Annotated in this window: 18 protein-coding genes and 1 tRNA gene; 13 read left to right on the top strand and 6 right to left on the bottom strand. The window is 68.2% G+C overall.

The genetic code is table 11. From position 1 onward, the window contains the following. Positions 1-19 precede the first annotated feature (19 nt). A complete protein-coding gene (locus NO360_RS06180; RefSeq protein ID WP_256306685.1) occupies positions 20-439 on the bottom strand; it encodes an RNA-binding domain-containing protein in 420 nt (139 codons plus the stop codon). Continuing rightward, the gene (locus tag NO360_RS06185; protein WP_256306686.1) at positions 436-1,074 is read right to left on the bottom strand and encodes an AAA family ATPase; all 639 of its coding nucleotides are present in this window, start codon (positions 1,072-1,074) and stop codon (positions 436-438) included. Before NO360_RS06185 ends, NO360_RS06180 begins: the two co-directional genes overlap by 4 nt. Before the next feature lie 119 nt (positions 1,075-1,193). Here NO360_RS06185 and NO360_RS06190 point away from each other — a divergent pair. Both NO360_RS06190 and mdh read left to right on the top strand, forming a co-directional pair. Beyond that, a tRNA-Arg gene (locus NO360_RS06190) sits at positions 1,194-1,267 on the top strand. A gap of 369 nt (positions 1,268-1,636) precedes the next feature. Further along, positions 1,637-2,551: a malate dehydrogenase gene (gene mdh / locus NO360_RS06195; protein ID WP_256306687.1), complete on the top strand. Its 915-nt coding sequence runs from the start codon at positions 1,637-1,639 to the stop codon at positions 2,549-2,551. Positions 2,552-2,687: 136 nt separating this feature from the next. On the opposite strand, the gene NO360_RS06200 is transcribed toward mdh, so the two are convergent. After that, complete coding sequence (locus NO360_RS06200; protein WP_256306688.1) at positions 2,688-3,086, bottom strand: CBS domain-containing protein; 399 nt, start codon at positions 3,084-3,086, stop codon at positions 2,688-2,690. 268 nt (positions 3,087-3,354) lie between these two features. Beyond that, entirely contained in the window at positions 3,355-5,088 is a 1,734-nt protein-coding gene (locus tag NO360_RS06205; protein WP_256306690.1) for an excinuclease ABC subunit C, read from the bottom strand. A 112-nt stretch (positions 5,089-5,200) separates the two neighbouring features. Between NO360_RS06205 and NO360_RS06210 the strand changes: the two genes are divergently transcribed. The 4 genes from NO360_RS06210 (at position 5,201) to NO360_RS06225 (ending at position 8,047) form a co-directional block, all read left to right on the top strand. Further along, positions 5,201-5,551: a DUF7967 family protein gene (locus tag NO360_RS06210; protein ID WP_256306691.1), complete on the top strand. Its 351-nt coding sequence runs from the start codon at positions 5,201-5,203 to the stop codon at positions 5,549-5,551. A 92-nt stretch (positions 5,552-5,643) separates the two neighbouring features. Then, positions 5,644-6,639, top strand: coding sequence for an ABC transporter ATP-binding protein (locus tag NO360_RS06215; RefSeq protein ID WP_256306693.1), 996 nt, complete (start codon positions 5,644-5,646; stop codon positions 6,637-6,639). Then, complete coding sequence (locus NO360_RS06220) at positions 6,636-7,556, top strand: ABC transporter permease (protein ID WP_256306695.1); 921 nt, start codon at positions 6,636-6,638, stop codon at positions 7,554-7,556. The genes NO360_RS06215 and NO360_RS06220 overlap by 4 nt, the downstream gene beginning before the upstream one ends. 236 nt (positions 7,557-7,792) lie before the next feature. Next, positions 7,793-8,047, top strand: a complete 255-nt coding sequence (locus NO360_RS06225; RefSeq protein WP_256306696.1) for a HalOD1 output domain-containing protein — start codon at positions 7,793-7,795, stop codon at positions 8,045-8,047. Positions 8,048-8,261: 214 nt separating this feature from the next. Here NO360_RS06225 and ligA read toward each other — a convergent pair whose 3' ends face one another. Continuing rightward, positions 8,262-10,331, bottom strand: a complete 2,070-nt coding sequence (gene ligA, locus NO360_RS06230; RefSeq protein ID WP_256307117.1) for an NAD-dependent DNA ligase LigA — start codon at positions 10,329-10,331, stop codon at positions 8,262-8,264. Between the two features lie 222 nt (positions 10,332-10,553). Here ligA and NO360_RS06235 point away from each other — a divergent pair, with 222 nt between their 5' ends. Then, positions 10,554-11,759: a pyridoxal-phosphate-dependent aminotransferase family protein gene (locus NO360_RS06235; RefSeq protein ID WP_256306697.1), complete on the top strand. Its 1,206-nt coding sequence runs from the start codon at positions 10,554-10,556 to the stop codon at positions 11,757-11,759. Positions 11,760-11,892: 133 nt separating this feature from the next. On the opposite strand, the gene NO360_RS06240 is transcribed toward NO360_RS06235, so the two are convergent. Continuing rightward, positions 11,893-12,459: a sugar O-acetyltransferase gene (locus NO360_RS06240; RefSeq protein ID WP_256306698.1), complete on the bottom strand. Its 567-nt coding sequence runs from the start codon at positions 12,457-12,459 to the stop codon at positions 11,893-11,895. A gap of 121 nt (positions 12,460-12,580) precedes the next feature. Here NO360_RS06240 and NO360_RS06245 point away from each other — a divergent pair, with 121 nt between their 5' ends. From NO360_RS06245 to fer, 6 genes are all read left to right on the top strand, one after another. Next, positions 12,581-13,951, top strand: a complete 1,371-nt coding sequence (locus NO360_RS06245; protein WP_256306699.1) for an O-acetylhomoserine aminocarboxypropyltransferase/cysteine synthase family protein — start codon at positions 12,581-12,583, stop codon at positions 13,949-13,951. After that, on the top strand, positions 13,948-15,198 hold the full coding sequence (gene metX / locus NO360_RS06250) for a homoserine O-acetyltransferase MetX (RefSeq protein WP_256306700.1): 1,251 nt from the start codon (positions 13,948-13,950) through the stop codon (positions 15,196-15,198). The genes NO360_RS06245 and metX overlap by 4 nt, the downstream gene beginning before the upstream one ends. 48 nt (positions 15,199-15,246) lie before the next feature. Then, positions 15,247-15,618, top strand: coding sequence for a hypothetical protein (locus NO360_RS06255; RefSeq protein WP_256306701.1), 372 nt, complete (start codon positions 15,247-15,249; stop codon positions 15,616-15,618). 108 nt (positions 15,619-15,726) lie between these two features. Further along, positions 15,727-17,022: an O-acetylhomoserine aminocarboxypropyltransferase/cysteine synthase family protein gene (locus tag NO360_RS06260; RefSeq protein ID WP_256306703.1), complete on the top strand. Its 1,296-nt coding sequence runs from the start codon at positions 15,727-15,729 to the stop codon at positions 17,020-17,022. Positions 17,023-17,215: 193 nt separating this feature from the next. Beyond that, positions 17,216-18,373 carry an inorganic phosphate transporter gene (locus tag NO360_RS06265; RefSeq protein WP_256306704.1) on the top strand — a complete coding sequence of 386 codons (1,158 nt, stop codon included), beginning with the start codon at positions 17,216-17,218 and terminating at the stop codon, positions 18,371-18,373. A 136-nt stretch (positions 18,374-18,509) separates the two neighbouring features. Further along, positions 18,510-18,899 carry a ferredoxin Fer gene (gene fer / locus NO360_RS06270; RefSeq protein ID WP_256306705.1) on the top strand — a complete coding sequence of 130 codons (390 nt, stop codon included), beginning with the start codon at positions 18,510-18,512 and terminating at the stop codon, positions 18,897-18,899. The last annotated feature ends 14 nt before the right edge of the window (positions 18,900-18,913 follow it).

The raw sequence follows: 18,913 nt of genomic DNA on the forward strand, positions 1-18,913 counted from the left end.
CGTCGAACTCGGCTGATCGCTACGCTCGCTCGTCTGGATCGACCGGCCGCCCGTCCTCCGTCGGCGGCGCGACGTGGTCGATGTACGACTCGACGTCGGGTTCGTTGACGGTGACGTGCACGTGGATGTCGCCGAGTTCGTCGGGGTTGCCCACGGCGAAGTTGATCACGCCCTTGAACGCCGCCTGCTTCTTCAGCGCGAAGGAGAACCCCTCGTCGTCGGCGCGTTTGAAGAACTCCGTGCGGGCAGTCTCGAGGATTTCCTGCTCGTGGAGGCGTTCGGAGAACCGTTCCAGAGAGTGCGTTTCACCCACGAGCTCGCCCGGTCGGTGCTCGAACTCGACGTTCGGAAAGAGGCTTCTCACGGCGTCTTCGACCCGGTCCGTCACCTCGGTGTCGCGGACCGGCGCGACGATCCGCGCGTCGATGCGGTAGATCATCGCGACTCACCGGGGTCGGCCGCGGCTCTCGATTCGACATCCTCGCCGTTCGTGTCGACGACGCGAACGTACTCGTCGTCGGCGAGCGATTCGAAGTCGGCGTCGAGGATCGCCCGGATGCGCCCGCGGAACGCCGACAGCGAGTCGGTGTTCTCGACGACGACGTCCGCGCGCTCCATCACCTCGCCCATCCCGAAGCCGAGTTCGCGCTCCTCGCGCTCGCGAAGCGCCTCTCTATCGACGTCGGAGTCGTCGCGGTCGCGTTCGAGCAGGCGGTCGGCGCGCGTCTCGAACGGGGCTTCGATGCTCACGAGCAGGAAGTCCTCGCCGAACGCCGCGCGAAAGCGGTCGAGTTCGACGTCCGAGCGTAGGCCGTCGACGAGTACGACGTCGCTCGTCTCCAGTTCCGACTCGATCAGCGGGAGCGACCGCTCGGCGATGGCCGCGGGGCCGTCCTCCTCGCGCAGCGTTCGCGCCATCTCGCCGTGGTGTTCGGCGGGGTCGAAGCCGCGGTCGCGGCAGGCTTTCCGGATCACGTCGCCCATCGTGACGACCGGAACGTCCGCCTCGCGGGCGACGGCGGCGGCCTCGCCCTTGCCGCTGCCGGGCAGTCCGACGGTACCGATGACCTTCATTACGCGTCGATTCACGGCACCCGACCTTACGCGTTGCGCTCGGCGGAGCGGACGCACCGGGGCGCTCTCGACGCCGAACCCGTACTCCTTTTTACCCGCGACCGATTTGACTGCCACGAGGGCGCGTAGCTCAGTCGGACAGAGCGTCGGACTTCTAATCCGATGGTCGCGGGTTCGAATCCCGTCGCGCTCGTGAAGATCGCCGAGCGAAGCGAGGCGTATCTGAACGCACCGGGCGGGATTCGAATCAGAGAGCGAACAGAGTGAGCGACCGTGGTCCGAATCCCGTCGCGCTCGTGAAATCGAAGATTTCACTCGCGCGACGACTCCCCGCTCGCGTTGCTCGCGGGGATCCCGTCGCGCCGCGAGATCAACGAGTGAAGCGAGGCGTATCTGAACGCACCGTGCGGGATTCGGATCAGGGAGATCACGCGCAGCGGAGCGAGCACGTCCGACCGCGGGTCGAACCCCGCCGTGCTCGTGAAATTGCGGTCTGACTCGTGCGAGGACGGCTCACACTTCCGAAGCGTTTAATCGAACTCCGACGCCTTCTCTACTCGATATGACGAAAGTCAGCGTGGTCGGTGCCGCCGGAACGGTCGGTGCCGCCGCCGGGTACAACCTCGCGCTCCGGGACGTCGTGGACGAACTCGTCTTCGTCGACATCCCCGAGAAGGAGGACGAGACGGTCGGACAGGCTGCGGACGCGAACCACGGCGTCGCCTACGACTCCAACACCGAGGTCGTCCAGGGGGGCTACGAGGACACCGCCGGATCGGACGTCGTCGTCATCACCGCGGGCATTCCGCGTCAGCCCGGACAGACGCGGATCGACCTCGCGGGCGACAACGCGCCGATTATGGAGGACATCGGCTCCTCGCTCGCCGAGCACAACGACGACTTCGTCTCAGTCACCACCTCGAACCCCGTCGACCTGCTGAACCGGCACCTCTACGAGTCGGGCGACCGCGACCGCCACAAGGTGATCGGCTTCGGCGGCCGCCTCGACTCCGCGCGCTTCCGCTACGTGCTCAGCCAGCGCTTCGACGCGCCGGTGAAGAACGTCGAGGCGACGATTCTCGGCGAGCACGGCGATGCGCAGGTTCCAGTCTTCTCAAAGGTTCGCGTCGACGGCGCGGACCCCGAGTTCTCGGGCGACGAGCGCGAAGAGATCCTCGGCGACCTCCAAGAGTCGGCGATGGACGTCATCGAGCGGAAGGGCGCGACGCAGTGGGGGCCCGCAACGGGCGTCGCCCACACCGTCGAGGCCATCCTCCGCGACACCGGCGAGGTGCTTCCGGGATCGATCGCCCTCGACGGCGAGTTCGGGTACAAGGACACCGCCTTCGGCGTCCCGCTGGAACTCGGCTCCGACGGCGCCGAGGAAGTCGTCGAGTGGGACCTCGACGAGTACGAGCGGGAACTGATGGACGATGCGGCCGAGAAACTGTCCGAGCAGTACGAGAAGATCGCCTGAGCGGACAGACCGCCAACGGCGAGGCTGCCGTTCTCTCCGCGACGCCGCGGCTGTTCGGCTATCGAGGAGACCAACTGAAAAAACGCGACGTCACCTCGTCCGCGCCGGTGACAGGTACATAGGGCGAAACCGTCGGTTAGGCGGTCGTCGTGCGGAGGTGGGAGACGTACGACGCCAGGTCGGTCGTGGTCACCATTCCGATGACGGCACCGTCGTCGTCGACGACCGGGACGTGGTGAATGCCGTGTTCGATCATCGATTCGGCGACCTGTGCGATCGGGACCTGCGCGGTCGTCGTCACCGCCGTGTCGGACATGTACGCCGAGACGGGCGTCCGGTCCTTCGGTTTCCGCTCGGCGACGATCTTCACGAAGTCGGTGTTGGTGAGGATGCCGACGAGCTGGCCGTCGTCGACGACGACGACCGATCCGATCTCCTCGTCCAGCATCTTCTGTGCGGCGTCCTCGACCAGCGTGTCGGGCGAGACGGTGTGCACGGGCGAGGACATCACGCGTGCGACGAAAATGTCGTCCATAGTACGCCGTGGGGGAGTATCTACCATTAAGGATTCGGCTCGCGGTGGACGAGAATTCGGACCGACTGCCGCACGGCGACCGCTTCCTCGCGTACGTTTATATACGATCGAGGGGCCAGACGCCGCATAACGTAACAGTTGCCCCCGCGTCGAACGCGGTCGTTCGGCACGACGACGCGGGGAGTTGTGGCAGTAGTCGTGCCGACAGTCAGCCACTCGTGCGCGTCCGAACCGCCGGTCAGCGTGTCATCCGTGCTCGACGCCGCCGTCACAGTCGTTCCTGAAGCGTCCGCGCCGTTCCCTCGCCGACGCCCGGCACGTCTGTCAGGTCCGCTGTCGACGCGTCGCGGACGTTCTCGACGCTCCCGAACCGTCGGAGGAGCGCACGTCGAGTCTGTTCGCCGACGCCCGGCACGTCTTCCAGGACCGTTCGCACGTCGTCGCGAAGGGTCTGGTGGTACTGGACGGCGAACCGGTGCGCCTCGTCGCGGACGCGCTGGAGGACGTGCAGCGCCGGCTCGTCGCTGTCCCAGTCGTGAACGCCGTCGGGCGTGATCACGAGTTCCCGCTCCTTCGCGAGCGCGACGGCGGGGACGCTCCAGCCAGTCTCCGCGAGCGCGTCCCGCGCGGCGCCGAGTTGCCCCTCGCCGCCGTCGATCAGCAGCAGGTCGGGGTCCGGCCTGTCGTCGCGGCCCGCGACCGCGCGCTCGGCCCGCCAGCGGACGAGCTCGCGCATCCGCGCGTAGTCGTCGTTGCCGTCGGCGAGTCGCTTCCGGCGGTAGTCGGATTTCTCCGCCGACCCGTCGACGAAGCAGACGTCGCTCCCGACAACGGCCGTGCCGCCGGCGTGACTCACGTCGAAGCCCTCGATTCGCGTGATCGATGACAGTCCGAGCGCCTCCGCGAGCGCGCTCAGTCCGTCGCCTCGGCCGGGTCCGCTCCGGGCGTTCTTGAGCGCGAGGTCGACGAGTTTCGACTCTCGACCGGCACCGGGCACGCGGACGTCGACGCCCTCGGCGTTCAGCCACGCGAGGACGTCCTTGTCGTCGGGGCGCTCCGAACAGAGGATCGCGTCCGGGAGGTCGCGCTCGGCGTAGTACTGCGTGAGAAACGCCGTGAGCACCGCGGCCGAGCGCTCGCCGCCGTCGGGCGCGTCGAGGCGGTGGCGCGAACGGTCGACGAGCTGTCCGCGTTCGCTGTGCAGCCGCGCCACCGTCGCGCCGTCGCCCTCGACCGCGACGCCGAGAACGTCGACCGCGCGTTCGTCGGACTGCGCGGAGACGGCCTCCTCGCCTTCCCCGTGAAACGACTCGACGGCGTCGAGGCGGTCGCGGAGGTTCGCGGCGCGCTCGAACTGTTCGGACTCCGCGGCCGTCTCCATCTCCCGACGAAGCGGATCGGCCAGGACGCCCGTCTCGCCCTCGAAGAATCGGACGACCGACTCGACGTCGTCGCGATACGCGTCGGCGTCGATCTCGCCGGTACAGGGCGCGGTGCACAGCCCCATCTCGTAATCGAGACAGGGCCGTTCGCGGTTCGCGTACTTGTGGTCCGAACAGCCCCGCAGGCCGTACGTCTCCCGGAGCGCCTTCACCACGGTGTCGACGCGGCCCTTGTCGGTGAACGGACCGAAGACGGTCGCGCCCGGATCCGGGTCGCGGGTGGCCTCGATCCGCGGGACCGGATGGTCCGTGAGTTGCACGAGCGGATAGGACTTGTCGTCCTTCAACCGGACGTTGTACCGCGGCTGATGCCGCTTGATCAGGTTCGCTTCGAGCAGCAGCGCCTGCGTCTCGGTGTCGGTGACGGCGACGTCGATCGAGCGGGCGCGCTCGACCATCTGCCGGATCCGTTCGCCGCGCGGATCGGCGTACGAGCGGACCCGATCGCGGACGTCCACCGCCTTGCCGACGTAGAGGACGTCGTCGCCGTCGAGAAACTGGTAGACGCCGGGGCCGGTGGGTAACTCCGCGGCGCGCTCGCGAAGTTCGCTGCGCTGCATCGGTTCCACGTAGCGGGCCGAGCGGCTTGAGCGTGACGCGACAGCGCGCGCGGTGGTCCGTCCCCCGATTCGGGGCGGCAGCTACAAACGCGTCGACCGAAGACGTGAGGGTATGACCGACGAGGACGCTGCCGACGATCAGGGAGACCGGTCCACCGATCCCGAGGACCGCACCGACGACCCCGCGAGTCGCACCGCCGACACCGTCCGCTGCTGGCTCGTCGAGCGGACGTACACCGACCGCGGACTCGTCGATATGGTGTACGCGACGCCGGACGGCGCGCACGTCCGCCGGAAACAGCTCTCGACGACGATTATGCGACAGCGTGGCTCAGGGACGACCGCCGCGGTCGACGTGGATCGGGGAGATCTCGAACCAGTCGACGAGGATGCGGTGCGAGAGCGGTACGCGACGGAAGTCGAGCGCGTGCGCGAACGGTACGGCCCGGACGACGAAGTGTAGGCGGATCGAAACGGAGATAATCGCGGCCCACTGAGTCTCAACGCTGAGTACGGCACCAAACGCTTTATGAACGGACCTGACAACCGTCGCCTATGACCGCTATCGAACTCGACGGGGTGACGAAGCGGTTCGAGGACGTCACCGCCGTCTCGAATCTCTCGTTGACCGTCGAGGAGGGAGAGGTCTTCGGCTTTCTCGGCCCCAACGGCGCCGGGAAGTCAACGACGATCAACGTCCTCCTCGACTTCGTCCGGCCGACGGCGGGCACCGTGCGAGTCTTGGGCCACGACGCCCGCGAGGAGAGCGTCGCCGTCCGGGAGCGAACGGGCGTCCTTCCGGAGGGCTTCGACGTGTACGATCGGCTGACTGGCCGCGCGCACGTGGAGTTCGCCATCGACTCGAAAGAGGTCGACGCCGACCCCGACGCCGTTTTAGAGCGGGTCGGTCTCGCCGACGCGGCCGACAGGAAGGCCGGCGGCTACTCGAAGGGGATGCGACAGCGCCTCGCGCTGGCGATGGCGCTCGTCGGCGATCCGGATCTCTTGATCCTCGACGAGCCCTCGTCGGGGCTGGACCCCGCCGGCGCGAAGGAGATGCGCGAAATCGTGCTCTCGGAGGCCGAGCGCGGTACGACGGTCTTCTTCTCCAGCCACATCCTCGAACAGGTCGAGGCCGTCTGCGACCGCGTCGGCATCCTCCGCGCCGGCGAACTCGTCGCGGTCGACTCCATCGAGGGGCTGCGCGAGGCGACCGACGCCGACGCGACCCTCCGCGTCGCCGTCGATGACCGAGTCGACGACGAGGTCATCGCGGAGATCCGGAGCCTCGCGGGCGTACAGAGCGTCGACCGCGACGGCGACGACGCCCTCCGAGTGACCTGCGACAGCGACGCCAAGACGACCGTCGTCACGGAACTGGAGGAGCACGGGATCACTGTCACCGACTTCACGACTGAAGAGGCCTCTCTCGAGGATCTCTTCCTCGCGTACACCGAAGACGACGTCGACGTGGGAGTCGACGCCGGGGAGGACGAGGCCGACGGCGCGGAACCGGACTCTTCGGTCGAAGACACGGAGGTGGCACGATGAGCTGGCGGGCCGTCGCCCGCAAGGAGTTCCGCGACGCGATCCGCTCGCGGTGGCTCCACGGCTCGACACTGTTCTTCGTGCTGTTCCTCGCCGGGACCGCGGGGCTCTTTTTCGGCGTCCTCCTGGGTCCCGAGAGCCGTCAGGTGTCGAACCTGTTCGGATTCTTCGCCAATCTGGGCGTGTTCAGTTTCTCGTTCCCCGGGCTGCTCGCGCTCGTCCTCGGGTTTATGGCGCTCTCGACGTCGTACGGATCGATCACCGAGGAGCGCGAATCGGGGTCGATCAAACTGCTCCTGTCGCTGCCGAACTCGCGGCTCGACGCCGTCCTCGGAAAACTCCTGGGCCGCTCGGGCGTCGTCGTCGTCGCCCTGCTGGTCGGCTTCTTCGCGACCTTCGTCGTCCTCCTGGCGACCGGTACGCGGCTCGAACTCGGATCGTTCTCCCAGCAGATTCTGCTGACGGCGCTCCTGGGCGTCGCGTTCGTCTCCGTCGGTCTCAGTATCTCCGCGCTCGCGGACTCGAACCGCGAGGCGACGCTCGCGACGATGGGGCTGTATCTGGTTTTCGCGATCCTCTGGGGATCGGTCTCCGAAGGAATTCCGAAGCTCCTGAACTACGCGGCCCAACAGCTCGGTGGCGGCGGGGTCGCGGAACTCACGCGCGTCAAGCTCGGCGTCTTTCTCAAGTACCTGAACCCGTTGAAGACCTACGAGACCCTCGCTGCGCAGGCGTACTACGGCCCGGCGCAGGCCCGTCTCGTCAGCACCACGTTCGGCGAGCGGACGGTGCTGGCTCCCGTTCTCGAGGGGTCGCTTCCGTTCTACTACTCGGGGTGGTTCCTCTTTTTGATCCTGCTCGCGTGGATCGCCCTCCCCGCGGCAGTCGGCTACTGGGCGTTCGAAGGCGCCGATCTGTAACCGGATCGAGACGTCGACGCCCTAGTCCGGACGGGCAGGAGGGAGTTCATTCGAATCAATTGCGGTGACGGTGCCGAAATCACGGCCCCGTTCGTGACGTCGGAGCGCTCGGAGCCGAGCGCACGGCGCGAAGCGGCACTACTATCGACGAATACGTGCCCGTATCTCCACGAAAGTGTATATAGTCGTACAGGTGTCTGACTAATATTTATACGGTGTCATTACTCAGACTGTGTATGATGGAGACGACAGTGTCCGAACAGATCGTCGAACACGTAGCCAGCGCTACCGACACGGATCCGCTGGAGCTGCCGCCGCTGTACGAATCGATCGATCCGGACGCGTTGAACGCGCTCGTCGCGGGACCGGGCGACGTCGAAATCACGTTCCCGTACGCGGGCCGCGAGGTCTGCGTCGAGAGCGGGGGGGCGATCAGCATCGTCGACTGTTCCGAGTCACCCACAGCCGACGGTATCGCTGCCGACGACTGACAGGGAAGCCCGGACCCGCAGAGCGCGTCCGTTCGGGTCGGCGGTGGGCGGCCGGCTCTCGCACACCGGCGTCCAGGTCTGACCACACGTCCGTTCGCACGCCGTCGTGCGCTCGGATCTGAACAGCCGCGAGCCTCGAACTCCCTGTCTCTCTGCTCGTGCGCGAGACTCGTTTGCGGCGTCGCACACGGCGTCCGCCGCGGATTGGCGGCCGCTACTCCTCGGGCGGGTACTCGATTCCGTGCTCGTCGAGCAGGTCGGCGAACGCCGCCTCGTCGAGCGTCGGGACGTCGTGCGCATCGGCGTCGTCGCGTTTCGTCCGCCCCGGATTCTCGCCGACGACGAGGAAGTCCGTGTTGCCCGAGACGCTCCCGGTCGCCGTCGCTCCGTGATGCTCGATCAGCTCCTGTGCGTCGCCCCGCGTCACCGACAGCGACCCGGTGAAGACGAACGTCAGCCCGTCGAGCGCGTCGCCGGCGTCGGTGTCGACCGGCTCCGGCGCGACGCCGACATCGCGGAGTTCCTCGACAACCGCGCGGTTCCGCTCGTTGGCGAAGAACTCGTGAATGTGCCGCGCGACCGTCGGACCGACGTCCGCGACGGCTTGTAGCTCCGCTTCGCTGGCGTCCATCACCGCGTCGAGAGCCCCGAACTCCCGCGCGAGGTTCCGGGCCGTGCTGCCGCCGACCTCGGGGATCCCGAGCGCGACGAGGAAGTCTGCCAGCGGCGGCGACCGCGTGGCGTCGACCGCGTCGATCAGGTTCCGCGCGCTCGTCTCCCCCCAGCCCTCCAGGCCGGCCAGGTCACCGACCGAGAGCCGGTAGAGGTCCGGTAGCGACGACAGGACGCCCCCGTCGACCAGTTGTTCGACGCGCTCCTCGCCGAGGCCGTCGATGTCGAGCGCCGTCCGGCTGCCGTAATGAACGATCGCCCGGACGAGCTGGGCGTCGCAGGTGAGCCCGCCCGTGCAGAACGCCAGCGGGCCGTCGCGCTCGACGGGGCTGCCGCAAACCGGGCACGTCTCCGGAAAGTCGAACGTCCCCTCGGCGCGCTTCTCGATCACCTCGGCGACTTCGGGAATGACGTCGCCCGCGCGGCGAACGCGCACCTCGTCGCCGACGCCGACGCCGAGCCGTTCGATCTCGTCGGGATTGTGCAGCGACGCCCGCGAGACCGTCACGCCGCCGACGTCGACCGGGTCAAGCAGGGCGACGGGGGTGAGCCGACCGGTCCGCCCGACCTGCACGACGACGTCCGTCACCCGCGTCACCTCAGCGCGGGGCGGGAACTTGTAGGCGAACGCCCACCGGACGGCGCGGCTCGTCGCCCCCAGTCGCTCGCGGGCGTCGCGGGCGTCGACCTTGATCACGGTGCCGTCGATCTCGTAGTTCAGGTCCTCGCGCGCCTCCAACAGCGCGTCGCGGTACTCGGTCGCTTCTTCGATGGCGTCGACGACCGCGACGCGGTCGTTGGTATGGAGCCCCCACTCGCGGAGCCGGTCGAGCGTCGCCGACTGGCTCTCGGGAACCTCGCTCGCGTCCAAGACGTCGTAGAAGAAACAGTCCAGCGGCCGGTCGGCGACGACCGAGGGGTCGAGTTGGCGGAGCGTCCCGGCAGCAGCGTTCCGGGGGTTCGCGAACGGCTCCTCGTCGCGCTCGACCCGCTCGCGGTTGTGTTCGCGGAACGCGTCTTTCGGCATAAACACCTCGCCGCGAACCGCCAGCGAGTCGGGGACGTCGCCGCGGAGCGACAGCGGAATCGAGCGGATCGTCCGGACCTGCTCGGTCACGTCGTCGCCGCGCTCGCCGTCGCCGCGCGTCGCCGCCCGGACGTACTCGCCGTCCTCGTAGACGACTTCCACGGAGAGCCCGTCGAACTTCGGCTCGCAGACGTAGTCGACGTCGCCGACGGCCTCGCGGACGCGGCGGTCGAACGCCCGGACCGCGTCGGCATCGGTCGACTGCTCGATCGAGAGCATCGGCGCGCGGTGCTCGACCGTCTCGAGTTCGTCGAGCGGCTCCCCGCCGACCCGTCGGGTCGGACTCGTCCCGGTGTCGAGGTCGAAGTGGGCTTCGAGGTCCTGCAGCCGCGCGAACAGTTCGTCGTAGGCGCGGTCGGAGACGAGGGGAGCCGCCAGCACGTAGTAACGGTGGTCGTGCTCGCGGATCGCCGCTCTGAGCGCTTCGGCCTGGGCCCGGCCCTCTTCGCGGGTCAGCTCCTCGACCGGGTCGAAGTCGGTGTCGGGGTCGCGGAGATACGGATTGTCCGGGTCGGCGTACGACAGTTCCGCCGGCTCCTCCCCCTCGCGCCCCTGCTGGTCCGTCTCCGACGACGCCTCGTCGATCATGCTACCGGGTGGTCGTCCGGCGCGGTGTTAGGTGCTTCGTCGAACGATCCGGACGCGCTCGCCACGTCTTCGAACGCGGACGCGAATCCCGTGTGCGTCGCCCGAGCAGCGGCGACGGCAACCCGTACCGCTTATCCCCAAGCGCCGCAATCGCCGCGTATGGAAGAGGACTTCCTGCTCCTCAACCCCGGTCCGGTGCCCATCACCGACGAGGTGTCGGCGGCGATGGACGAGCCGATGGTCTCGCACCGATCCGCGGCGTTCGAGGCGGTCTACGAGCGTGCACAGGACGGTCTCGACTACATCTTCGAGCAGTCGACGCTCGACGGGTCCTCGACGGCGACCGAGGGAGGCGGGACCTCGCTGATTCTCAACGGGACCGCCTCGATGGGGATGGAGGCGGCCGTGGCCAACCTGGTCGGGGACGGCGGCCACGTCGTCGCGCTCGTCAACGGGAAGTTCGGCCGCCGCTTCGCGCGGATCGCCGAGCGCTACGCCGACGTCACGCGCGTCGAGGTCCCGTGGGGCGAGTCGATTCCCCTCGAAGACGTCCGCGCCGTGGTGACCGAGGGGACCGACGTGGTGACGATGGTCCACAACGAGACCAGCACGGGGCTCTTGAACCCCGTCGCCGGCGTCGGCGAGGTCGCCGACGAGTACGGCGCTCGCTTCGTCGTCGACGGCGTCACCTCCATCGGCGGCGACGCCTTCGAACTCGACTCCTGGAACGTCGATATCGCGGTCACGGACTCCCAGAAAGCGCTGGCGGCCCCGCCGGGCATCAGCGCGATGTACGTCACCGAGGAAGTCAAAGACGACTTGGACGGCGAGGCCGCGCCGTTCTACGAGGACCTGGAGTGGCACCTCCGAAAGTCCGCGTCCCACCAGACGCCCTTCACCAGTGCCGTCCCGCTGTTCCGCGCGATGGCGGTCGCCGTCGAGGACATCGTCGAGGAGACGATGCCGACGCGCATCGCCCGCCACCGCCGGCAGGCCGCGGCGTTCCGCGCCGGGTTCACCGCGATGGGACTGGACCTCTTCGCCGACGCGACGGGCGAGACGGAACTGTCGAACACCGTCACGTCGGTGTCGCTGCCCGACGCGGTCTCCGGTGACGACGCCGACGACTTCTTCGACGGCGTCGCGGCGCGCAACGTCAGCATCTCCGGCGGGCAGGGCCATCTCGGCGGCACCATCTTCCGCGTGAGCAATATGGGGGGGCTCCCCGACGCGGCCATCCGTCGCGGCGTCCGGACGGTCGGCGAGGCGATGGCCGAAGCGGGCGTCGACGTCGACGTCGACGCCGGCATCGCGGCCGCCGAGGAGGAACTCGACGTGACCGAGACGGCCTCCGCCGACGACTGAGCGAGGGCGGAGGTTTCGACGTTTCTGACGTCGTCGACCCCGTTGCCGGCGACAGGGCTCGGACCCGATCGACAGGTCCGCCCGGCATCGTTCGGGCGGCGCGAGCATATTTTCGAGCGTATTTCGGCGAGTGTCAGGACTCCGAGTCCAGTTCCTTCACGACCGTCGCCGGGTTCCCCTGGACGACCGCGTTCGCCGGGACGTCCTCGGTCACGACCGCGCCCGATCCGATCACGCTGCCGTCGCCGACGGTGACGCCGGGGTTGAGGACCGCCCGCCCGCCGATCCAGACGTCGTCACCGATCGTGACCGGCTTGCCGTATTCGAGTCCGGCGACCCGTTCGCTCGCGTCGAGCGGATGCGTCGCGGTGTAGATGTGAACGCCGGGGCCGAGCATACAGTTCCGTCCGATCTCCACCCGGCAGACGTCCAGGACGACGCAGCCGAAATTCGCGAAAAACGAGTCGCCGACGTGGATGTTGTACCCGTAGTCACAGCGAAACGGCAGTTCGAGGTAGCACTCCTCGCCGACCGTGCCGAAGAGGTCCGCGAGCAGTTCCCATCGCCGGTCCGTCTCGGCCTCGGTCGTCCGGTTGAGGCGTCTCGTGAGCGCCCGCGCCGCCTTCCGATCGGCGACGAGTTCGGGGTCTGTGGGATCGTACAACTCTCCTCGCAGCATCTTCTCCCGTTCGGTGTCCATACGCGTCACCCGTTTCGGAGGCGGATAGCTGTTTTCGAAGGCGGGTATCGGTCGCGCCGAAGCGCTCGGGGCGTAACCGCTGGTTATAAGCGTTCGAATGAATATGCATATAACACATAGTATGGTCGATGGGTTCCACACCCGGAGTCTGCACGCCGGTCAGGAGCCGGACGAGGCGACGAGCGCACGCGCGCCGCCGATCTATCAGACCACCTCCTACGCCTTCGAGGACGCCGACCACGCCGCGGACCTCTACGCGTTGGAGGCCGACGGCGACGTCTACTCGCGGATCTCGAACCCGACGACGCGGATCCTGGAGGATCGGCTCGCAGCGTTGGAGGGCGGCGTCGCCGCCGTCGCGACCGCCTCGGGGATGGCGGCGCTGGATTCGGCGACGAGCGTGCTCGCCAGCGCCGGCGACAACGTCGTCGCGAGCGCCGATATGTACGGCGGGACGGCGACGTATCTCACGAAGATGGCGACGCGCCGCGGCGTCGAGGTCCGGGTCGTGGACACCCTCGACTACGAGGCCTACGCAGAGGAGATCGACGAGGACACCGCCTTCGTCCACGTCGAGACCATCGCCAACCCGTCGCTGAAGACGCCCGACTTCGAGCGCCTCGCCGACGTCGCCCACGCCGAGGCCGCGCCGCTCGTCGTCGACAACACGTTCGCGACGCCGTATCTCTGCCGCCCGCTCGAACACGGTGCGGACATCGTCTGGGAGTCGACCACGAAGTGGATTCACGGGTCGGGCACGACGATCGGCGGGGTTCTCGTCGACGGCGGCACGTTCCCGTGGGAGCACGCCGACTACGACGAGCTCTCCGGAGAGAACCCGGCGTTCGGCGTCGACTTCGTCGAGCGCTACGGCGACGCCGCGTTCGCCAACGTCGTCCGCCAGCGCGCGCTGCGGACGCTCGGCAACCAGCAGTCGCCCTTCGACGCCTGGCAGACGATCCAGGGGCTCGAAACCCTACCGCTCCGAATGGCCCGTCACTGCGAGAACGCCCGCGACGTCGCGAGGTTCCTCCGCGACCACGCGGACGTCGCCTGGGTGTCGTATCCGGGCTTCGAGGACCATCCGACGCACGAGAACGCGCGTCGATATCTCGGCAGTGACGGCGGCGACGTGGGCGAACGTAGCGACGCGAACGAACGAGGCGACGCCGGCGAGTTCGGCGGGATGGTCACGTTCGGGCTGGCCGCCGGTTTCGAGGCGGCTAAGCGGACCTGCGAGGAGACCGAACTCGCCTCCTTCCTCGCGAACATCGGCGACGCGAAGACGCTCGTGATCCACCCGGCGTCGACGACGCACGCGCAGTTGTCGGCGGAAGAACAGCGCGCCGCGGGGCTCAGCCCCGAGATGCTCCGGCTCTCTGTCGGCATCGAAGACGCCGACGACGTGATCGCCGACCTGGACCGGGCGATCCGCGCCGCGACCCGAGACGTTTCGGGGGCGGGCGACGAAGGGGGGGCAGACGAGCGATGAAAACCGAAAGCGGCACGGTCGACCTCGGCCGGTTCGACTTCGCCTCCGGCGACGAGATCGAGAACCTCGAAGTCGCCTACGAGACCTACGGCGAGTTCGACGGCGACAGCGCGGAGCACGGCTCCGCGAGCGACCGGACGCAGTCCGGTAGCAACGCAGTGTTAGTCTGTCACGCCCTCACCGGGAGTCAGAACGTCGCGGGCTACGGCTCGGAGACGACCGGGCAGGCCCGCGCGTGGTGGAACGACATCGTCGGGCCGGGGAAGGCGATCGACACCAACGAGTACTACGTCGTCTGCGCGAACATTCCCGGGTCGTGCTACGGCACGTCGGGCCCTGCCTCCGAAGACCCCGAAGGCGAGGTGTACGGCACCGACTTCCCGCCCGTTACCCTCGGCGACTGGACGCGCTCGCAGCGACTGCTCCTCGATCAACTGGGCGTCGGGCGCCTGCACGCCGTCGTCGGCGGGAGCGTCGGCGGGATGAACGCCCTCGACTGGGCGAAGCGCTACCCCGACGACGTCCGCTACGTCGTCTCCGTGGCCGCCGCCGCTCGCCTCGACGCCCAGTGTCTCGCGCTCGACGCCGTCGCGCGCCGAGCGATCACCACCGACCCGAACTGGAACGGCGGCGAGTACTACGACCAGGACGAGAGACCGACCGACGGCCTCGCGCTCGCCCGGCAGATCGGACACATAATGTACCTCTCGAAGTCGTCGATGGAGCAGAAGTTCGGCCGCCGGGCGGCCGGCCGCGACGCCAGACGCGACTCGTTCCCGTCGGATCCGGCGGCGGCCTTCTTCCCGTACCGGGACGTCGAGTCCTACCTCGACTACCAGGCCGAGAAGTTCGTCGATCGCTTCGACGCCAACTCCTACCTCTATCTCACCCGCGCGATGGACGACTACGACCTCGCGGAGGGGTACGAGGACGACGCCCGCGCCGTCGCGGCTTTCGAGGGCGAGGCGCTGTTGCTCTCCTTCACCGGCGACTGGCACTTCACCACCGAGCAGTCCGAGACGGTCGCCGCCGCGTTCCGCGAGACCGACGCCCCGGTCGCCCACCACGTCATCGAGTCCGACCACGGCCACGACGCGTTCCTCGTCGAACCGGAGAAGGTCGGGCCGCCGCTGCGGGACTTCCTCGACGCCGGCGTCGAGGGGCGCGCCGTCCACGACACCGACGAACCGGACGCCGACTCCGGGACCGACTTCGCGCCCGTCCACGCCTCGCTGTTCAGTCAGTGACCGCCCGAAACCCGAACACACTTTTCTCCCTGCGCCGTTCTCGGGCGTATGTCTCCGTCGGAGTTCCTCGCTCGGATCGTCGGCCTGCTCGTCGCCGTCGCGGGGGTCGTCCTCGCGTGGGGCGGGTTCTTCGTCCCGACCGCGGGTGCGTCCGGCCTCGATCTGCTCGCGCGCGGTGCAGTGGTGCACATCGTCGTCGCCGGGGGCCTCACGGGCGTCGGCTTCGTCGTCGCCGGGCTCGCCCTAGTCGTCGACCGCGGTCGGTCGCTCGCGGTCACCGTCGGCGGCGTCGTCCTCGTCGCCGCGCTCGGCCTGCTCGCCGTCGGAACGAACTCGACGGGGAGCGTGCTCGGCGTCGGCGGCGTCGCGCTCGTCCTGCTTCTCACCGGCGCGTCGATCGGCGGTCGCGCGACGGCGTGACCCCGATCCGGGCCGGTTCACGCGCGCCGACTCGCCGTCTCGTCGCAGGTACCGGCGGAAATTGCACAGGTCACGTCGGTTAGGACGCCCCTCCGAGAAGGGCTCGGTATGGCAGACGACGAGAAACCGCTCGGATTCGGGACGCGGAGCCTCCACGCAGGACAGGAACCGGATTCGGCCACCGGAGCGCGCGCACCGCCGATCTATCAGACCACCTCCTACGTCTTCGAGGACGCCGAGGACGCCGCGGGGCAGTTCGCGCTGGAGAAGGAGGGGTTCATCTACAGCCGACTGATGAACCCGACGGTCGCGACGCTGCAGGAGCGCCTCGCGTCGCTGGAGGGAGGCATCGGCGCGGCCGCGACCGCCTCGGGGATGGCCGCGCTCGACCTCGCGACGTTCCTCCTGGCGTCCGCCGGCGACAACATCGTCACGGCGGCGTCGCTGTACGGCGGCACCTACACGTACTTCACCCACACCGTCGAGCGCCGCGGCATCACGACGAAGTTCGTCGACACGCTCGATTACGAGGCCTACGAGGAGGCCATCGACGAGGACACCGCCTACGTCCACCTCGAAACGATCGGCAACCCGGCGCTCGTCACGCCCGACATCGAGCGCATCGCCGACATCGCTCACGAGCACGACGTGCCGCTCTTCGTCGACAACACGTTCGCGACGCCGTATCTCTGCCGCCCGCTCGAACACGGCGCGGACCTGGTGTGGGACTCGACGACGAAGTGGATCCACGGCGCGGGCACGACCATCGGTGGGATCCTCGTCGACGGCGGGTCGTTCCCCTGGAGCGAGAACGCCGAGAAGTACCCCGAGATCGGGGCCTCGAACCCCGCCTACCACGGCGTCAACTTCGCCGAGCGCTTCGGCGACGCGGCGTTCACCTACGCCGCCATCGCGCGCGGTCTGCGCGACCTCGGCAACGCCCAATCGCCGTTCGACGCGTGGAACACGCTCGAAAAACTGGAGTCGCTGCCGATGCGGATGGAGCGCCACTGCGAGAACGCCCAGGCCGTCGCGGAGTTCCTCGAAGACCACGACGCCATCTCGTGGGTCAACTACCCCGGACTGGAGAGCCACGAGACACACGAGGAGGCCTCGGAATACCTCGACGGCGGCTACGGCGGAATGATCACCTTCGGGCTGGAGGCCGGCTACGCGGCCGCCCGCGACACCGTCGACAACGTCGAACTCGCCTCGCTGCTCGCGAACGTCGGCGACGCGAAGACGCTCGTGATCCACCCCGCGTCGACGACCCACCAGCAGCTCACCGAGGAGGAACAGGAGGCGGCGGGCGTAACGCCGGATATGGTCCGGCTGTCGGTCGGCATCGAGGACGTCGGCGACATCATCGCGGACTTAGAGCAGGCCATCGAGTCGGCGACGTAAGCGGAGACCGAGCGGCGGCGTAAGTCAGTCCCAATCGACGACGAAAGCGGGGGCTAAACGGCGGCGTAAGCCAGTCCCAGCCGGCGACGTAAGGGGGCCCAAGCGACGACGGGGAACGAGTCGAGCCAACAGCGTCGGGCGTGCCGAACCGCCGATAGTGACGCTTTTTTGTCGGTCCGCCGAACCGCTCTGCGTGGTCGAAGCACTCCTGGGCGTCGGCGTCCTCGTGGCCGTCTTCGTCGGGTTCAACATCGGCGGCTCCTCGACCGGCGTCGCCTTCGGGCCCGCGGTCGGAAGCGACCTGGTCTCGAAAGTCGGCGCGGCGGGGTTGATGACGACGTTTGCCCTCCTCGGCGCGTGGACCGCCGGGCGGGAAGTCATCGAGACGATGGGCGGGCAGATCGTCCCGCGGAGCGAATTCACGCTCGCCGCGAGCGTAGCCGTCCTCTTCTTCGTCGGCCTGGCGCTGCTCGTCTCCAACACGTTCGGCGTGCCGGCGTCGACGTCGATGACGGCCGTCGGCGCGATCGCCGGTCTCGGCGTCGCCTCGGGGACGTTGAACGAGGCCGTGATGCTCGAGATCATCTCCTGGTGGATCGTCGCGCCGGTCATCGCCTTCTGGATCTGCGCGGTCATCGGCCGGTACGTCTACCCCTACCTCGACGCGGCGCTGAAACTCGACCGCTCTCCCGGCCCCGTCGTCGTTTTCGACCGCGACGGGGCTGTTCCGCGGCCCAGACTCGGTCCCAACACGACCCCGCGAGAGCTCGGGAGCGTGGGGCTGGTCGTCGTCATCGCGTGTTATATGGCGTACTCGGCGGGCGCGTCGAACGCCGCCAACGCCGTCGCGCCGCTGGTCGGCAACGGCGCGGTGTCGATGAACGGCGGGATCCTCCTGGCCGCGGGCGCGATCGGCCTCGGCGCGTTCACGATCGCGCGCCGGACGCTCGACACCGTCGGCAACGACCTCACGGAACTGCCGATCCTGGCGGCGCTCGTCGTCGAGACGGTGTCGGCGACGCTGATCGCGACGCTGTCGTACCTCGGTATTCCGGCGAGTCTGGCCGTCTCGGCGACGATGTGCATCGTCGGTCTCGGCTGGGGGCGCGCGACCCGGACGGTCACGATCGGCGAGGCCATCGGCGGCGAGACGCCCGAGATGTCGGTCGACGCCCTGACCACGGAAACGGCCGAGGAGGTCCCTCGGATGGGCGAGGAGTCGACGCAGGAACTCGGCGGAACCGATCTGTTCGACCCCGGGACGACCGGCCGGGTCATCTTCTTTTGGCTCCTGACCCCGACGCTGTCGGCCGTCGCCTCGTACGTCCTCTTCGCGACGACACCGCTCTGAGACTGCCGCTCACCGTCGGCAGGCTTCAGATCCGTCCACCTTTGGGGTTCGAACTGGACGATTTTTGCTATCAATCCGGTGACGGAGGCGAAGTGAACAGCAAAGTCTAATGGGATGGCATACAAATCGCCTGCTGATGCCTACCGTAGAATACCTCAACTACGAAGTGCTGGACGACCACGACTGGGACATGGACGACGACGACCTCTTCGAGAAGGCCGCTGACGCCGGCCTGGACGACGAGGACTACGGTTCCCTCGAAGTCAATCAGGGCGAGTACATCCTCGAAGCCGCCGAGGCGCAGGGCTACGACTGGCCCTTCTCGTGCCGCGCCGGTGCCTGTGCGAACTGTGCGTCCATCCTCAAGGAGGGCGAAATCGACATGGACATGCAGCAGATCCTCTCCGACGAGGAGGTCTCCGAGAAGAACGTCCGTCTGACCTGCATCGGATCGCCGGCGGCCGACGAGGTCAAAATCGTCTACAACGCGAAACACCTGGACTACCTCCAGAACCGCGTCATCTAAGCGCGACTCCCGGG

The organism is Halobellus litoreus (assembly GCF_024464595.1).
Classification (GTDB): Archaea; Halobacteriota; Halobacteria; order Halobacteriales; family Haloferacaceae; genus Haloquadratum; species Haloquadratum litoreum.

Excerpts from the sequence above, each read along its gene's own strand:
- NO360_RS06220 (WP_256306695.1), top strand. The coding sequence starts at position 6,636 with ATGAGCTGGCGGGCCGTCGCCCGCAAGGAGTTCCGCGACGCGATCCGC.
- NO360_RS06185 (WP_256306686.1), bottom strand. The coding sequence starts at position 1,074 with ATGAAGGTCATCGGTACCGTCGGACTGCCCGGCAGCGGCAAGGGCGAG.
- NO360_RS06255 (WP_256306701.1), top strand. The coding sequence starts at position 15,247 with ATGTCTCCGTCGGAGTTCCTCGCTCGGATCGTCGGCCTGCTCGTCGCC.
- metX (WP_256306700.1), top strand. The coding sequence starts at position 13,948 with ATGAAAACCGAAAGCGGCACGGTCGACCTCGGCCGGTTCGACTTCGCC.
- NO360_RS06200 (WP_256306688.1), bottom strand. The coding sequence starts at position 3,086 with ATGGACGACATTTTCGTCGCACGCGTGATGTCCTCGCCCGTGCACACC.
- NO360_RS06245 (WP_256306699.1), top strand. The coding sequence starts at position 12,581 with ATGGTCGATGGGTTCCACACCCGGAGTCTGCACGCCGGTCAGGAGCCG.
- NO360_RS06210 (WP_256306691.1), top strand. The coding sequence starts at position 5,201 with ATGACCGACGAGGACGCTGCCGACGATCAGGGAGACCGGTCCACCGAT.
- NO360_RS06225 (WP_256306696.1), top strand. The coding sequence starts at position 7,793 with ATGATGGAGACGACAGTGTCCGAACAGATCGTCGAACACGTAGCCAGC.
- NO360_RS06180 (WP_256306685.1), bottom strand. The coding sequence starts at position 439 with ATGATCTACCGCATCGACGCGCGGATCGTCGCGCCGGTCCGCGACACC.
- NO360_RS06240 (WP_256306698.1), bottom strand. The coding sequence starts at position 12,459 with ATGGACACCGAACGGGAGAAGATGCTGCGAGGAGAGTTGTACGATCCC.
- NO360_RS06235 (WP_256306697.1), top strand. The coding sequence starts at position 10,554 with ATGGAAGAGGACTTCCTGCTCCTCAACCCCGGTCCGGTGCCCATCACC.
- NO360_RS06215 (WP_256306693.1), top strand. The coding sequence starts at position 5,644 with ATGACCGCTATCGAACTCGACGGGGTGACGAAGCGGTTCGAGGACGTC.
- NO360_RS06205 (WP_256306690.1), bottom strand. The coding sequence starts at position 5,088 with ATGCAGCGCAGCGAACTTCGCGAGCGCGCCGCGGAGTTACCCACCGGC.
- mdh (WP_256306687.1), top strand. The coding sequence starts at position 1,637 with ATGACGAAAGTCAGCGTGGTCGGTGCCGCCGGAACGGTCGGTGCCGCC.
- fer (WP_256306705.1), top strand. The coding sequence starts at position 18,510 with ATGCCTACCGTAGAATACCTCAACTACGAAGTGCTGGACGACCACGAC.
- NO360_RS06260 (WP_256306703.1), top strand. The coding sequence starts at position 15,727 with ATGGCAGACGACGAGAAACCGCTCGGATTCGGGACGCGGAGCCTCCAC.